Annotated in this window: 18 protein-coding genes; 6 read left to right on the top strand and 12 right to left on the bottom strand. The window is 35.7% G+C overall.

Annotated features, from left to right (window positions below):
- The first annotated feature begins 46 nt into the window (after window positions 1–46).
- Window positions 47–1,039: a sodium:calcium antiporter gene (locus tag JCM12304_RS06165; RefSeq protein WP_326480896.1), complete on the top strand. Its 993-nt coding sequence runs from the start codon at window positions 47–49 to the stop codon at window positions 1,037–1,039.
- 103 nt (window positions 1,040–1,142) lie between these two features.
- Here JCM12304_RS06165 and JCM12304_RS06160 read toward each other — a convergent pair whose 3' ends face one another.
- From JCM12304_RS06160 to JCM12304_RS19510, 6 genes are all read right to left on the bottom strand, one after another.
- Complete coding sequence (locus JCM12304_RS06160) at window positions 1,143–2,381, bottom strand: metal-dependent hydrolase family protein (protein ID WP_060679124.1); 1,239 nt, start codon at window positions 2,379–2,381, stop codon at window positions 1,143–1,145.
- Between the two features lie 15 nt (window positions 2,382–2,396).
- Entirely contained in the window at window positions 2,397–3,560 is a 1,164-nt protein-coding gene (locus JCM12304_RS06155; protein WP_060679122.1) for a hypothetical protein, read from the bottom strand.
- Between the two features lie 336 nt (window positions 3,561–3,896).
- Window positions 3,897–4,052 carry a small acid-soluble spore protein SspO gene (gene sspO / locus JCM12304_RS06150; protein WP_019378942.1) on the bottom strand — a complete coding sequence of 52 codons (156 nt, stop codon included), beginning with the start codon at window positions 4,050–4,052 and terminating at the stop codon, window positions 3,897–3,899.
- Window positions 4,053–4,109: 57 nt separating this feature from the next.
- Window positions 4,110–5,582: an alkaline phosphatase family protein gene (locus JCM12304_RS06145; protein WP_256200775.1), complete on the bottom strand. Its 1,473-nt coding sequence runs from the start codon at window positions 5,580–5,582 to the stop codon at window positions 4,110–4,112.
- A 306-nt stretch (window positions 5,583–5,888) separates the two neighbouring features.
- Window positions 5,889–6,665, bottom strand: coding sequence for a YtvA family blue-light photoreceptor (ytvA, locus tag JCM12304_RS06140; protein ID WP_060679119.1), 777 nt, complete (start codon window positions 6,663–6,665; stop codon window positions 5,889–5,891).
- Window positions 6,666–6,826: 161 nt separating this feature from the next.
- Entirely contained in the window at window positions 6,827–6,988 is a 162-nt protein-coding gene (locus JCM12304_RS19510) for a hypothetical protein (protein ID WP_019378945.1), read from the bottom strand.
- Between the two features lie 182 nt (window positions 6,989–7,170).
- On the opposite strand from JCM12304_RS19510, the gene JCM12304_RS18985 reads away from it, so the two are divergent.
- Entirely contained in the window at window positions 7,171–7,278 is a 108-nt protein-coding gene (locus tag JCM12304_RS18985; protein WP_019378946.1) for a YjcZ family sporulation protein, read from the top strand.
- Window positions 7,279–7,374: 96 nt separating this feature from the next.
- On the opposite strand, the gene JCM12304_RS06135 is transcribed toward JCM12304_RS18985, so the two are convergent.
- Both JCM12304_RS06135 and JCM12304_RS06130 read right to left on the bottom strand, forming a co-directional pair.
- Complete coding sequence (locus tag JCM12304_RS06135; protein ID WP_060679118.1) at window positions 7,375–7,812, bottom strand: antibiotic biosynthesis monooxygenase family protein; 438 nt, start codon at window positions 7,810–7,812, stop codon at window positions 7,375–7,377.
- Between the two features lie 117 nt (window positions 7,813–7,929).
- The gene (locus JCM12304_RS06130; protein ID WP_019378948.1) at window positions 7,930–8,430 is read right to left on the bottom strand and encodes a metallophosphoesterase family protein; all 501 of its coding nucleotides are present in this window, start codon (window positions 8,428–8,430) and stop codon (window positions 7,930–7,932) included.
- Window positions 8,431–8,608: 178 nt separating this feature from the next.
- Here JCM12304_RS06130 and JCM12304_RS06125 point away from each other — a divergent pair, with 178 nt between their 5' ends.
- Together JCM12304_RS06125 and JCM12304_RS06120 are read left to right on the top strand one after the other, a co-directional pair.
- Window positions 8,609–8,962 carry a hypothetical protein gene (locus tag JCM12304_RS06125; protein ID WP_256200774.1) on the top strand — a complete coding sequence of 118 codons (354 nt, stop codon included), beginning with the start codon at window positions 8,609–8,611 and terminating at the stop codon, window positions 8,960–8,962.
- A gap of 78 nt (window positions 8,963–9,040) precedes the next feature.
- Entirely contained in the window at window positions 9,041–9,646 is a 606-nt protein-coding gene (locus JCM12304_RS06120; RefSeq protein WP_060679113.1) for a C39 family peptidase, read from the top strand.
- A 118-nt stretch (window positions 9,647–9,764) separates the two neighbouring features.
- Here JCM12304_RS06120 and JCM12304_RS06115 read toward each other — a convergent pair whose 3' ends face one another.
- Together JCM12304_RS06115 and JCM12304_RS06110 are read right to left on the bottom strand one after the other, a co-directional pair.
- On the bottom strand, window positions 9,765–10,181 hold the full coding sequence (locus tag JCM12304_RS06115) for a universal stress protein (RefSeq protein WP_060679111.1): 417 nt from the start codon (window positions 10,179–10,181) through the stop codon (window positions 9,765–9,767).
- 29 nt (window positions 10,182–10,210) lie between these two features.
- On the bottom strand, window positions 10,211–11,857 hold the full coding sequence (locus JCM12304_RS06110; RefSeq protein ID WP_369813139.1) for a SulP family inorganic anion transporter: 1,647 nt from the start codon (window positions 11,855–11,857) through the stop codon (window positions 10,211–10,213).
- A gap of 118 nt (window positions 11,858–11,975) precedes the next feature.
- On the opposite strand from JCM12304_RS06110, the gene JCM12304_RS06105 reads away from it, so the two are divergent.
- Window positions 11,976–12,158: a helix-turn-helix domain-containing protein gene (locus tag JCM12304_RS06105; RefSeq protein WP_019378953.1), complete on the top strand. Its 183-nt coding sequence runs from the start codon at window positions 11,976–11,978 to the stop codon at window positions 12,156–12,158.
- A gap of 967 nt (window positions 12,159–13,125) precedes the next feature.
- On the opposite strand, the gene JCM12304_RS06100 is transcribed toward JCM12304_RS06105, so the two are convergent.
- Both JCM12304_RS06100 and JCM12304_RS06095 read right to left on the bottom strand, forming a co-directional pair.
- A complete protein-coding gene (locus tag JCM12304_RS06100) occupies window positions 13,126–13,323 on the bottom strand; it encodes a hypothetical protein (protein WP_060679109.1) in 198 nt (65 codons plus the stop codon).
- A gap of 129 nt (window positions 13,324–13,452) precedes the next feature.
- The gene (locus JCM12304_RS06095; RefSeq protein WP_060679107.1) at window positions 13,453–14,109 is read right to left on the bottom strand and encodes a DUF4396 domain-containing protein; all 657 of its coding nucleotides are present in this window, start codon (window positions 14,107–14,109) and stop codon (window positions 13,453–13,455) included.
- A 160-nt stretch (window positions 14,110–14,269) separates the two neighbouring features.
- Between JCM12304_RS06095 and JCM12304_RS06090 the strand changes: the two genes are divergently transcribed.
- On the top strand, window positions 14,270–14,653 hold the full coding sequence (locus JCM12304_RS06090) for a TIGR02328 family protein (RefSeq protein WP_060679105.1): 384 nt from the start codon (window positions 14,270–14,272) through the stop codon (window positions 14,651–14,653).
- Window positions 14,654–14,692: the final 39 nt, after the last annotated feature.

Below are 14,692 nucleotides of genomic sequence, written 5' to 3'. Positions count from 1 at the left end.
GCCATCAAACAGAGAATAGGAATAGGGACTCTATTGATGGGAGTGGATCATCATAACACTTACACTAGGTTTAATCTTTGTAATAGCAGCTTTCATATCTGCTTACTCAGCTATCAAGCTATCTACATATGCAGATAAAATAAGCAGGGAAACAAAGCTTGGCGGAATGATGGCAGGCACCATACTATTGGCAGTAGCAACCTCCCTGCCAGAGTTAACTGTATCTATTTCAGCCAGTATAATTGGCAATGTTAATATTGCTGTTGGTAATGGGTTTGGTAGTATCCTTTTTAATTTCTTCGCACTATTTGGCTTGGATTTAATTTTCCGAAAAAAACAGTTGTTTTTACATGGAGCCAAACACCATGTTTCAACAGGTTACCTTGCACTTCTTCTTTCTATTATTACGATGTTCGGGCTATTTACCAATGATTCTTTTTCAATATTCCATATCGGTTTGGCAAGTTTGTTAATTGTTGCTGCATATGTAATTGGCCTAATTTTTATTTCAGTCATACAAAAAAAGGAAGAGAATAATGAAATAGCTGATCAAACAACCACTTCCGTAAAAGGAATCAGCAAAACATTGATCAAATTTTTCCTATTCTCCATTGTTATTTTAGTGTCTGGAAGCGCATTGTCTCTTTCAGGTGATCGATTGGCTGCTGAAACTGGGCTTAGCGCAACATTTATTGGCAGTATTTTAGTTGCTATGGCTTCTTCCATTCCTGATACATTAAGTGTTTATACTGCTTTAAAATTAGCTAACATTAACATGGCTGTAGGAACAATTCTGGGAAGCAATTTGTTTAACATTTTAGTAATCGCTATTTCAGATCCCTTTTACCAAAACGGAACATTGTGGAAGCAGGCAAATGACCAGCTCATTATCCTTTCCGTTATTGGCTTTTTCTTAACCATTATCACGATGCTTGTAACAAAGCGAAATGTCACAAGGAATCCATTTACGTATATGATCCCTTCTTTAACTGTAGTCATAAGTTATGTAGGGGTTGTTGTATATATTATATTAAGCTGACTACTTTCTATATTCTAAAATAAAATGCATCGGTTTCATGTCCGATGCATTTTATTTATTTTAGGGTTAAAGCATAGCTCAACCTTCATATATATTTTTCTTTTTACAATATGTTTTTCTCTACCTGTCCATTCTTTACAACAACTTTTATAGTATCATTATTTGCTAAGGAATAAATATCCTCTAATGGATTTTTTCCAACAATAATAATATCTGCCAATTTTCCTTCTTCAATCGTTCCCAATTCATTTTGCCATCCTAAGCATTCTGAAGCTGTTTTTGTTGATGCAACAATTGCTTCCATTGGCGTCATGCCAGCTTCAGTCATTAGTCCAAGTTCCCTTAAATTCGTACCGTGTTTCATAACACCAGCATCAGTTCCCATTGCAATCTTCACTCCGGCTTTATAAGCTTTTGCAATACTCGCTTTGTGTTGTTCAATTACTTCTTTAGACTTCTGAACAGCAGTAGCCGGCATACCTGTTTCTTCTGCAGTTTCCAAAACAGCTACAGGGGCAAGCAATGTCGGAACCAAATAAGTACCGTTTTCTTTCATCAATTCAATAGCTTCGTCATCTAGAAAAATTCCATGTTCTATCGAATGAATTCCTGCTTTCACCGCATTTTTAATTCCTTCAGCACCTTGAGCATGGGCCATTACCTTAACCCCTTTGCGGAATTGGCCTTCTTCAACAATCGCTTTTAATTCCTCTAACGAGAATTGAGTAAACTCAGGATGATCTGTCGCACTTAGTACTCCACCAGTAGCATGTACCTTAATAACTTCCGCTCCCGCACGCAGCATTTCCCGTGCTTTTTTCCTTACTTCTTCTACCCCATCACATTTACCATTCGGCATACCAGGGTAATCTGATGGTAGAATATCCATTGTATTACCGGATACAGTATATCCATCTCCATGCCCTCCAGTAATTGTTAGTGCATTAATACTTAGCTGGAGACGTGGGCCTGAAATAAGTCCATCTTCTACAGCTTTCTTCACACCTAGATCCGTTCCTAGTGCATCCCGTACAGAAGTTATTCCTGCATGAAGAGTTGTTTTTAAATATTTTGCTGCTTGATAATACATGAACGAAAAAGGAGTAGCCAATCGATCAGCAATTGGTGAGAATTCCATCATCATATGTACATGTGTATCGATTAAGCCAGGTAGAATCGCACCTCCTTGAGCATCAATAATTTGTTCCTCTCCAGTTAAAGAGTAATTTGCTTCTTGACCAACATAGATAATTTTATTTTCATCTATGACAACTACCAAACCATCTACTGGGGTTCCACCATTTCCATCGATAAGTAATCCATTTTTAATAATTTTCTTCATTCAAGACTCCTCCTCTTATAATGTTTGTACTAATACACCTGCAATTACTACGGAGGCTACCGTAACCGTTGCAAACCCTCCAATTAGCATAGGGGCCAAAAGTTCATTAAATATGATTTTTTCTTCTTTTTCGTTTCTTGCAACACTTCTACTTACTTCTTCACAAAGTATATAATCTCCCGGAAAGCCGAATAATGCAGTTAAAGCTACTGGCATACCTTTATACGGATGCCACTTAACAATTTTTGCCGTTATGAATCCACCTAAACAAATACCAAAAGTCCCCAGCACTAAAATGGTTAGAATGCTAGGTAAATTACTAATTACTTGTTGCGGAGTAACGTCTGCCATAGTTCCAATAACGACAAAAATAATTCCTAACATTGTGATTGTAAATGAATTTGCTTTCTCTAATGAACGATTTTCAAAAAAACCAAGCTTTAACCCAATAATTCCTATTACTAAACACCACAAACTATAGTGTATTGGTGTAACTTCTCCTAGAGAAACTCCAATTGCTGCACCAACAAAAACAAAGAATAATTTTAATGTAGTACTTTTTTTCCATGCAGACTCTTTTACAGCTGATTTTTCTGTATCTGCACTAGTTCCATCTGTTGCAACAAATACTCCATCATCTAACTGATTTTGTATCTTTATTGCATATCTTCGCATGAAATTAAGAGCGATAGGCATACCAAGCACACCTTGAAAAGCAACGATTAGTGCTGGAATTACTACAAGGGCAGACTGGCCAATTTCCGCCAACTTCTCTGAAGTAATAATCAAAGCAATAATCCCTCCACTAAGTGGGCCCATTCCTGCTACAGCTGTTGGATAATTAAATAATAGCGTTATCGTTGGTAATACTATAATAGCAGCTCCCACGATTCCACCTAATGCAATAAACACCGCCTTCAGTGGACTTTTCAACATAGAAAATGGAATTAATGTTCCCATATGAACAATAGCCGGCCCGATTAAAATAGCCCCTAAAGCAGCAAAGGTTGATTTTTCCAGGATATCTGCTGGAAAAATACCCGTCCATGTCATAAGCAAAAAACCTAACATTGCAGTTAATAACATCGGGATCCTTGCTCTGGAAATAATGGATATCCATTCTCCAAGTGCGATTAATGAAAATACAAGTACAGTAGCTATAAGTGGATTACTAAGCATAAAGATCCCTCCTCTAAAAATAATATTTTAAAATATAACACCGTTTCTTTAGATTATCCATATGTTATCAGACTATTTTTTCTAGATAGAAAAGTCTTATTTACAAAATACTTCCAATTATAAAAACGTGAAATTGATAATGATTGCTTACAGATAAATAATGTATTCGATTACATTTCTATTGATAGATGAATGAAAAAATATAAAATTTGTACAAAAAAAAATTATATTTTTTTATAAGCTCGCTTGTTAATTGAATAATTTTAAAGAGTAACTTCAAATAATTAACAAAAGCCATAATGGAATTACCTTCCATCATGACTTAAGATATGCTCGTTATTGACGTTTTTTTGTTTTTTTATTATGTTGTCTTTCCATTTCAGTTAATGGCTCATTGGCAAATTCATGATCCATTTTTTTGGTAAGTCTCTTAGCAATTGGCTGGTCACTACTATATGGTGTACTTGTCAATTTCTTTTTGTTTTTACTCATTTCTACACCTCCTCATCTTAGTATGTAAAAATGATAAAAACGTATTCTAACGAAGTTCTAATTAGAATCAATTAAGTTGATAATATAATTTTTCATATCGACAAAACGTCTATGGAGAGGTTTTTCATTTGTACCAGCAATAATTAAAGGCACAAGTGACTCTTGTCTGTGAAGAGAACCATGTGCTGCCCCATTAAGATGAAATGGAGTAGATTGTGCTTTAAACTCATACCCTGGTTTTGCATTAACAACAATAAAGCGGCCTTCATGGGAATGCAAGGCTCCGGATAGTCTCGCCAAAGCATCCGGATAATCACCATAAGATATAAATTGGTTTTTTGTTAGAGTGAGATCAAGTATATCCAACTGACCATTAATACTCCAATTTTGATTATAAATATCCGTATAAATTCCTCCATTCCGGTAGGTAATCATACCTGATTTTATACCTGAAACTACATGAACATCCTCGCCATCTTTCCAAGCAATGACATCAATACGTGATTCTCTTTGAAGCAGTTCAATTAACTTACGAATGGAAATTTTTTTATCTAAAATATAAATATAAGCCATACGCTGGTTTACACAAAATGCAATTTGATCATTATTTTTTGGTCTTCGTTGTATTTGAGCAACCTTGAACTGTTTAAATATTTTTCGTAAATTAATGAGCCCTTTGCGATAACTCGTTCCTGTGGCAGCATGCCCATTATCTCCAATTATCATCCAGATATTCTTTTCTAACGCCTTTTCCCAGCTTGGATACATATTTAATATCTTCTGAATTTCTTTATCGATTTTTTTAATAAGCTTTTTATCTGTAGGTCCTTTTAAATGAATACGTGCATCCATATCTTGAAAAATACAAAAGGTGAAACTTGGCAACTTGTTTTTACGGATCAGGTAACGTAGTTCTTTTGCTGTATACTTACAATTTCCTGCAGCAATTTGTGTTGGGAATCCCTTCTTCCTTATTTTGGAAAAAGTACCCAATGAAAATATGGAAGGAACCTGAGCTGTCCACTCTCCATTTTCAAATTTAGTAAACGTCCGAAGTATTTTCGGTGCTTTTAATTTTTGAGTTTTATTTCCTCGATATACAAATGAATTTATGGAAGCAGAATGCAGTTGCTTCTTTGCTAATTCCTCATAAATAGTTGTAACTTGTGAGCTTAAATGTTCATGATTTAGTTGGTAAAGCATGTTATGAATGGAACGACGCCATCCAATTCGAAACGTTTCCCTCAAGCCTGTCCCATAATTAATAAACTGCAAGTTTCGGGTGTCAAACCAATGTAAGCCTGGAATTTGGTGCTTATCAGGATAAGTCGCTGTTAAAAGTGAACTGTCAATCGTTACAGACATAGTAGGGAAAGAGTTGACCATATTTGAAAAATACATTCCATTTTCCATTAAAAATTTTAAGGCTGGCGTTTGATCTGTTTGTACAGCTATCTCAAGAGGTTGAGGCATCAAGGAATCGATATTCAATAGAATTACGGGTTTATTTGACGATTTATCTTTTTTCACAATTCTCCCACCATCTTCCAAATTCATTGCTGGAACCACTATCCTATTAATTAAATTGTACAAGTTAAATGGTTCTATACATTATTTGAAGATGAAGAGGGAATAAGAATACAAGTGCAAACGTTGCAAGTAAGAAAGCCGTCCTAGCCTCATCCTTCTTAAACAGTTGCAGCTATACCAACAATAAGCATTCTGTTCGCCGGATCTTGGCAGGACTATTAAGTATAACAACATAAATAGCAGAAACAAAAATAACCGTTTGTTATAAAAAAAGCTCTGCAGGTCAACTGACACTGCAAAGCTTTTTTACTTTCTTTGTAAATATTCAATGGCTGTTTTTACGTTATGAAATGTAGAGAGGTTAGTAAAGCTTCCTTGGATACTTGTTGTTTTAGCTGCCAATTCAGGCCGCATACCTGCTACCACCAACTCTTTTCCCATTAAGGAAACAAGCTGTTGTAATTTCAAAAATTTAGAAGCTATGTACGTATCTACTTCATGCAGGCCGGACAAGTCTACTATAAGATAATCCTCTTCTGCTGTTTCCAGATAGGATGAAACTTTATTAAACATAATCTCATACCGATTATCATTAAAGTCTCCTATAATTGGTAAGATAGAAGCATTATTAGTGATTGGAACAATTGGAGTAGATACAAGTTCCATTTCCTTTAATGTATTGTCTAATAATCTTGATTGTTCTTTTTCAATTGTTACATCTTTTTGCACACCAACAAAATAAAGTTCCTGTTCCTCTTCTAACCACATGGTATCAATTGACAACTCGTTCCAAAAACCTGTACCATCTTTTTTATAATTATAGAGCTGTATAGTGATGGATTGTTCATTTTTAATTGCATCCCGAACTTTTTGCACACTTTCTGTATCCGTATCAACACCTTGTAAAAACCGACAATTATTTCCTACTATTTCTTCTTTCGAATATCCAGTCATGTTTAAAAAACCTTCATTGACAAAGATAATCGGATTATCTTTCTGAGCTGGGTCTGTAATAACAAGACCAACCTTGGTAAAATTTAATGCCTTTTCAAACAAATGAAGACTTTTTTTGTGCACCTCCACTTTCTCCCCCTTTGACGTACATTCTATATGTCTTCCTATACTAGCATATACTTCATTCTTTACACAATGGAAGTAAGCTTTAAATCTCTTGGCTTGCAGTTAGCCGTTACAATTAAAAAGCCGGAATACTATGCATATCCCGGCTACCAAAAAAGCATATGTTAATCTTTATTTCTTCCGCTACGTTTATTCTTCTTGTTATCCAAATTCAAAAACTCTGTATCCTCAGCGATCTCTACATCGTATTCTCGTTGTTTATTAAACTTATTTCGATTATTCTGTTTGTTTTTATCTTTATTGCGGTTTTTATTAGCTTCAGACATGATTAATATCCCTCCTGTTATCTATGACTCAAAATTATTATCCCCTCGATCAAAATAACTATGTAAGGAAGACATGCCTAAGCATTTTACGCTATTCTTATATTGTTGGTACATCCGCCTATATCACATCTGACAGTGAATACATATATTGCTATTATCCTGAGAAAAAGGAGGTTTTCATTATGGGTGCAAATGCAGGATATGGCTACGGTGGAGGCTTTGCCTTAATCGTTGTCTTGTTTATTTTGTTAATTATTATTGGTGCTTCTTATGTAGGCTACGGCTACTAAAAGTGCCGGTAAAAAAGTGAAGTGAAGATAAATATCTTCACTTCTCCTTAAAAATAACGTGTTAAATTTACCCCATTCTCTGATGTACAAGAGAAATTAACTGCCCACTTGATAAACATGGTAGTTTGTTTTTCTTTTGAGAACATTTTTTTGCTGATCAATACCCTGTTTTGTCCCCCTATTTTTATGAGCATGTTGGTATGCTTTTGATTCTTGCCAGCTCCTAAAGGACGATTCTGAATCCCATTGAGTCATAATCGTATAAGTATCTCCTTCCAACGGTCTCATAACTCTAATAGAAATAAATCCATCCACCGCTTCAATCATTTTGGGTCTATTAAGAAACCGTTGCTCAAACTTCTCTCTCGCCTCATAAAACACCGGTACATTATTCAATACAATAACCCCACTATTCTCCAATACGCCTGATTGATCAATAATTTCATATACGGCATCATTTATTGAGATATGATTGTCTCTTTCTCCAATAACTACTTTTTCATCTCTTTCTACAGAATTTATAATTATTTCCAATTTTCATTTTCCCCTTTTCATGCTTATTATTTTATAAAACTAATTGTTTTTTTCTTAATTGGGAGATCCATAGTTAACAATAATTACGTGATATTATAGCTCTACTCACTTTCTTTTTTATTTTACTTCTTTACTAAAAAATTCAATTTCCGCGTGAATATTTTTATCAATTTCAAGAATCCCATATGAAAAATAAGGCAAAGCACGCTTAGATGTAGGAGATCCTGGGTTCATTAATAGAGTATTTTTAAAATAACGGATTAAAGGAATATGCGAATGGCCAAAAATTATAGCATCCGGGCTTTCTTCTGTAAAAGCTTGTAATGCTCTTTGCTCGGTCGTCTTTTTTTCCCCGTGTCCATGCACAATCCCTATTTGGAATCCATTTACTTCTATTAATTGTTTTTCAGGAAACTTTGAAGTTATGTCATATGAATCAACATTACCATAAACACCTTTAATTTCCGCATACTGACGAAGCAAATGATATACCTCCATGGACTTCCAGTCGCCAGTATGAATAATCAGATCGGCCGATTTGCAAGCATTTATTAAATTTAGTGGTAACTGTACTGGTTCCCCGGCGATATGTGTATCTCCTGTAACGATAATTTTCATTCTATTCCGCCTTTCAATATTGAACCATAAAATTGAAAAGAGAGCTATTCTGTATGACTTTTCATCTTCAGTTAACACTAAACAAGAATAATTTTCAATAACAAAGACATTACAACATTAGCAGTAAGGGGGAATATAATCATTGTTTTCTTTTAGAGGGGATGCTCATAAAATTTATTTGCAATTAAAGAACAAAAACAGTAAAACACATAAAGACATTTCAGAAACCGCAGAAATTAAAGCTTATTATGAAAGTCTTAATCGGGAGACGCTACAGCTTATTTACTATAGAATGATAAAAGAACAGAATGGCACAGGAATAATACCTATTTATGTATCCGCTATTCCTTGGCTTTTATTTCTCTTTTCTGGAAAAGTGGAGGAAATATTATTTGGAAACGGAAACCTTTTATGGGTCAGTTTTGCTTCTGTATATATGATTTTATTGACTCTAAGTGTACTATTTCATTTTAAAGAGAAGGCGTGGGCTGCCTTCCACCTTGAAATAATAAAAGACATATTAGAAAGCTAACTTGTTACTTTTCATTCGCTTTCCAAAAAGTGATTATTAAGATAATCTGAAAGTAATATCTTATAAGGGGAAGATGAAATGAGCAAACAAGAGAGTAGTATAATTTCCAGCGTACCTATTGATTATCAGTATCCGGATTTGCCAACAGGATGTGAAGCAACGGCACTCTCCATGTTGTTACGTTGGGCTGATGTCAAGATAGATAAATTCTTGGTCGTAGATACATTAAAAAAAGGTGAAAAAGTTCATATGGTTGATGGGGTATGGTATGGGGCCAACCCAAATGAAGAATTTGTAGGAGATCCCTATTCCGATGATTCCAGTTTTGGCGTTTTTGAGAAACCGATTCTAGAGGTAGTAGAAAAATTCCTCTCCGGTAAAGGAATTAATTTAACTGGAAAGCCATTTAATACCTTAATCAATTATTTGGAAGAAGGTCAACCAGTTATGGCTTGGACTACACTTAAACAGCAAAAAACCTTCCATAGCAAATCCTGGTATGATAGAAGTGGTCATAAAATAGATTGGTATCGATACGAACACGCCGTAACGATGGTCGGGTTTAACGAAGAGTATGTATTCGTTAACGACCCAGATACAGGTAAACAAGAAGCGTATAATCGAATTACCTTTGAAGAAAATTGGATATCTCTTGGCAGGCGAGCAATTAGTGTTGCTCCTTAAATAGATAGTCACTTTTCAAAAAATAACACTATTAAGTACCCTACTGCTACTATTTGTGAATCAAAAAAGCCAGGCTCTTTAATATGAACCTGGCTTTTTGAAATTAACATAACTTATTCTACTTTACGATAAGTACAGGACAGGTGACACGTTTAGCTACTTTATGACTAACGCTACCAAGGATCATTGTCTGTAATTTATTGAGACCTCTGCTTCCGATTACAACACAATCCACATCATGTTCCTGAGTAAACTTAATAATGGTAGGGCCTGGCTCTCCGTGAAGAATATGAACCTCGTATTCTACCCCTGACTGCCTAAGCAATTCTTCCACCTTATGAATCTTTTCTTTCCTTCTTTGTTCAATTTCGAACTTACCATTGCTATGCAATACATCCTCTTTGGAGGTTTGGCTGTCAACCACATAAATCACCTTAATGATACCTGAAAAATTGTTCGCTAACTCAACTGCATAATTTGCAGAGCGAATAGAATTTTCCGAGCCATCGGCAGCTAAAACTATCCGTTTGAACATATTCTTCACCTCGTTTTAAAATTATAAAATTAATGTCCTGATGCCTTTGATAATCCACCTATTTGCTTTTTCAAATGCATACTTTCTTCATTTAATCCTCGGTAAGAAACTTGGATACCATTCTGTTCAAACTTCATTTCAATTCTATCTAATGCACCAACTGCAGAATCATCCCAAAGATGCGCATTACTTAAATCTATTTCAACATCTTTAACTATATCCATATAATTAAACTTTTTTGGAAAATCGTTTACAGATGCAAAAAATAATTGGCCATTCACATGGTAGATTTTTTTCTGATCATTGTCCACTAATTCCTCTGTCACTTTTACGCGTGAAATTTTTGCTGCAAAGAAAATAGCACTTAATAACACACCTGCCAAGACACCAATGGATAGGTTATGAGTTGCAAGTACAATTACTACAGTTGTCACCATTACAAGTGCATCAGTACGTGGAAGTTTACTTAAATTTTTCACAGAAGCCCAGTCAAAAGTACTGATAGATACCATAATCATTACACCAGCCAACGCAGCCATTGGTATCTGTACTACAAGCCCTCCCATTACAATTATGAGAAACATAAGGAATCCACCTGCCACTAAAGCAGATAAACGTCCCCTTCCACCTGATTTCACGTTAATAACTGATTGACCAATCATCGCACAACCGGCCATTCCGCCAAAGAACCCAGCCACAATATTTGCAATACCTTGACCACGGCTTTCTCTGTTTTTGTCACTTTCCGTATCCGTCGCATCATCCACAATGTTAGCAGTCAACAAAGATTCTAATAGACCAACAATCGCTAATGACAAAGAATAAGGAAGGATAATCATTAAAGTCTCCCAAGTAAACGGAATAGAAGGAATCAGGAAAACAGGTAATTCCTGTGTAAGTGCACCCATATCTCCCACAGTTCCTACATTTAAATTCCCATAAATTGCGATAGCTGTAACAACTATAATAGCTACAAGTGTTGAGGGAATAGCTTTAGTTATTCGTGGAAAAATATAAATTATTGCCAATGTCAATGCAACTAATGCATACATAATCCAGCTTTCTCCTACAAAATGTTGTAGCTGAGCCGTAAATATTAATATTGCAAGTGAATTAACAAAGCCGACCATCACCGAACGTGGTACAAACTTCATAACTCTAGCAAGTTTAAAAACTCCAAATAATATTTGAAAGATTCCTGTTAAGATTGTTGCGGCAAATAAATATTGTAAGCCATGCTCGGCAACCAATGTAACCATTAATAATGCCATGGCACCTGTTGCTGCTGATATCATTCCTGGACGCCCACCTACAATTGCAATCACCACTGCAATACAGAAGGAAGCATACAATCCAACCATAGGATCAACACCTGCAATAATGGAAAATGCAATAGCTTCTGGTATAAGTGCCAATGCTACAACAATACCTGATAGGATATCTCCCCGTATATTGCCAAACCATTCTTGTTTTAATTGTTGCGTATTCAATACAGCACCTCTTTTTCCTATAATAGTTGTCTTTTGTGCATCACAAAAGCGTGTTCCGTGTACAACAAAATGAATCATACCATATAGCAAGAGGTTTACCAAATGGCTATAAAGCGCTGTCATTGTAAGAATACATCTATTTTCTTTTATTTTCTCCATATAACGACTAAATTTTATTAAACGCATAAAACCTTATACTCATTTATAATCATTTATAATGGAGTATATTTACTTATTATTTTTGTAAAAAGATAAGACTTTTATGATATGATATCTATAGGTTAATTGTTTGGAGGCGACCTAAATGACACCGGAAATCATGACTGTTTCACAGGTGGCTGAATATCTGCAACTCAGTGAAATGACGACATATAAGCTTGTTCAGGAAGGTAAGATTCCTGGATTTAAAATTGGAAGACATTGGAGAGTAAAAAAAGAGGACTTAAATGAATTTATCGAACGATTGAAAAACGGCGAACGTCTATAGGGAGATGTTCCCTTTTTACAGGATGGAATTGACGAGGAAGGCAGAAAGCACTGCCTTCTATTTTTATTAGGCAAAGCTTCGTTTATTATAGACTGAAGAATCTGTTTATAAGTGCGGTGGATTAGCTTGTATTACTGCCGATTATCTATCCGGTTCTAATATATATGTAAGGGCTATTGAATGATTCTGAAAATAGATAAACGAAGTAACTTTGTGGGATTGTAAATTGCCGTTTCAGAATATACACTTTGCTCTTGTGCTCGGAGATATGAAAGTATTCAACTTTTAGCAGGGTTATGGGTACGAATAAGTAGTCTAAATACCCTTAGATGATCACCTACCGCCATTGATTTTCGTTGCATGCGGACGCTTTCACACCTCCGGGTACAAGCGCGACATCTGTTCGTTACCTCACAGTGTCTTCTTTGCCGCCGGCATGGCTTCAGCCGCTTCCTCCGCTACGCTGCGTGCAGGGTCTTCAGCTCATGCTATTCCGGCAGGAGTCGCCGCATTCCACTCCAATCAATTGGTATATGCTTGATTAATTAAAGAGGCATGTAATAACAGAAAAAATTTTCTCCACTCTTATCGTTTTATAAATATACCTTAGCGAAGGAAAAATGCGAAGACTCCTGGGGGAGATGAGGCATCGGTGAGACCAAGGAATGCGTTATAGGGGCTGGAAGGCTAGAGTCGCGACGTCCTGTCGCAACGCCTTCATGACCAACATCGTGTTGGCCCGAGACTCATCAGCCGCCCCCGGAAAGCGCAGTATTTTTCCGTAGCGATGTTATTGAGCTATTCCACTCTTGTTCGCAGTTTCCTCCAACTATGAATGAACAAAATACCTTTGTACCCTAACATTTGCAAAAGTATTAAAAATCATAAGGTTAAGCTGTAGTAATAAAATATAAAGCCAATCATCTTTCATAAATAATGATTGCCTTCATAAGCTCCCACCGCTTTTTCATGTAGATTTGTTGTCCATGGATTCCTGATTCTTTATTTTCACTTCTTCCACATCGGTATTACTATAAATGTGGGTACGATGACCACCAGTAGTTTTAGCAATAAATTCTTTTGCTTGGTTGTAAGTTAACCCTGATTTCTGTGCTTGTTTCATAAGTGTATTAACGGTCAAATCAGACATATTTTCTTCTCTCACATTAATAACCTCCATTTATGGAGTATCTTATCCATCCAAATAAGATTCATTCATAACAAAGCTGTTTGTGGAAATGATAAATATGATGTAAAAATCTCATCGGGAAAATTCCCCAATGAGATATGTTACTTACATTGCTTCTTTAATTCCTTTTTTAACTAAAAACCAGTTAGCTGGATAACTAGTTAGGAAACCAAGTATCATAGCAATTTGCATCATAAACCAGTATGTGGCTTCAGTAGGTTTCGGTGGTTGAGCAAATAAGCCAAAATGAACAATTGCCATCCAACCAAACATACCGATTTCAAACATAATTAGTGACAATGTATCAGCTTTAATAGCATTTTTTAAATTTTGCATTACTCCTGCTTTTTTGTTCATTGGATAGATAGCATAAAATTGAAAAAGAATCCCGAATATATATGCTAAGGTAAACTGGACCACATAGTGTGCGAATAAGGTTGTGCCAAGCAATGTAAAACCTGTCAGCATAACGATCGGAACACCTGCAGCGTCGCCAAGCGTACAGCCTGATGAACAATGACTTGTTGACATGAACACCTTGGCACCTCTGCCTCTGTTATCTTCTCCATCATAATCCTTCGCCTTTAATCTACCCCACTTGAAATAACTCCATATAGCAAACGGCCCAAAAAACCAGCCATTAATTGGCCACACCACATTCATAATGGTCATCATTTGCGGATGTTTTACTACATCAATCATAATGATAATGGAGCTAATTATACCGATTCCTAAAGCAATCCACGAAATCGTTGTTAGCAAACGATCACCTCCATACTATGATTAAAATTAAGTACAATAAAAGATACCCGTAAATTATATGATTAAACGTTGGTCTTATAGGGTATTCTCTATATAGCTAATAATTAACTATGTCAAAACATAAGTAACTATCAACAAATATATATAAGGAGAATGCAGGATGCGCCTTTGGCATGAAGATTTAATTACATATTTGCCTCGTCAGCAATTACTTGGCCAGCATAGAGAATGCTGCGCTCTAAGAGGGAATGGGTGGGGAAAGAAACATAGTACAGTAAACTATGTGTTCAACTATTCACCATATCTGCTGTACAACTATCATATGAAGATTATCACTGAAATGAAAGGCCGTGGTTATCAAATTGACCGTTTATGGGAACATCCGGCATATCGAGGCAAAAGTTGCTCACCTTATGATGAAACAGAAATAAAAGAACAACATCAGACAGCAAACTCTCCTATATATCGTGAGCATAACCAAAAATATTTACAAGAATGTATTGAAAATCTAAAGGAAAAAGGAATTGAGTTGGATTTTAACTAATCTTTAACTTTAAAAACGCACCTCCCTTAGTAGCGGAGA

The organism is Virgibacillus halodenitrificans JCM 12304, from assembly GCF_001310895.1.
Taxonomy (GTDB): domain Bacteria; phylum Bacillota; class Bacilli; order Bacillales; family Amphibacillaceae; genus Virgibacillus_Q; species Virgibacillus_Q halodenitrificans.
This window is presented reverse-complemented; position numbering and strand designations above follow the sequence as displayed.

Coding starts and splice junctions, on each gene's coding strand:
- JCM12304_RS18985 (WP_019378946.1), top strand. CDS start 7,171: ATGGGTGCAAATGCAGGATATGGCTACGGTGGAGGCTTTGCCTTAATC.
- JCM12304_RS06115 (WP_060679111.1), bottom strand. CDS start 10,181: ATGTTCAAACGGATAGTTTTAGCTGCCGATGGCTCGGAAAATTCTATT.
- JCM12304_RS06105 (WP_019378953.1), top strand. CDS start 11,976: ATGACACCGGAAATCATGACTGTTTCACAGGTGGCTGAATATCTGCAA.
- JCM12304_RS06120 (WP_060679113.1), top strand. CDS start 9,041: ATGAGCAAACAAGAGAGTAGTATAATTTCCAGCGTACCTATTGATTAT.
- JCM12304_RS06160 (WP_060679124.1), bottom strand. CDS start 2,381: ATGAAGAAAATTATTAAAAATGGATTACTTATCGATGGAAATGGTGGA.
- JCM12304_RS06110 (WP_369813139.1), bottom strand. CDS start 11,857: ATGCGTTTAATAAAATTTAGTCGTTATATGGAGAAAATAAAAGAAAAT.
- JCM12304_RS06130 (WP_019378948.1), bottom strand. CDS start 8,430: ATGAAAATTATCGTTACAGGAGATACACATATCGCCGGGGAACCAGTA.
- JCM12304_RS06155 (WP_060679122.1), bottom strand. CDS start 3,560: ATGCTTAGTAATCCACTTATAGCTACTGTACTTGTATTTTCATTAATC.
- sspO (WP_019378942.1), bottom strand. CDS start 4,052: ATGAGTAAAAACAAAAAGAAATTGACAAGTACACCATATAGTAGTGAC.
- JCM12304_RS19510 (WP_019378945.1), bottom strand. CDS start 6,988: ATGTCTGAAGCTAATAAAAACCGCAATAAAGATAAAAACAAACAGAAT.
- JCM12304_RS06090 (WP_060679105.1), top strand. CDS start 14,270: ATGCGCCTTTGGCATGAAGATTTAATTACATATTTGCCTCGTCAGCAA.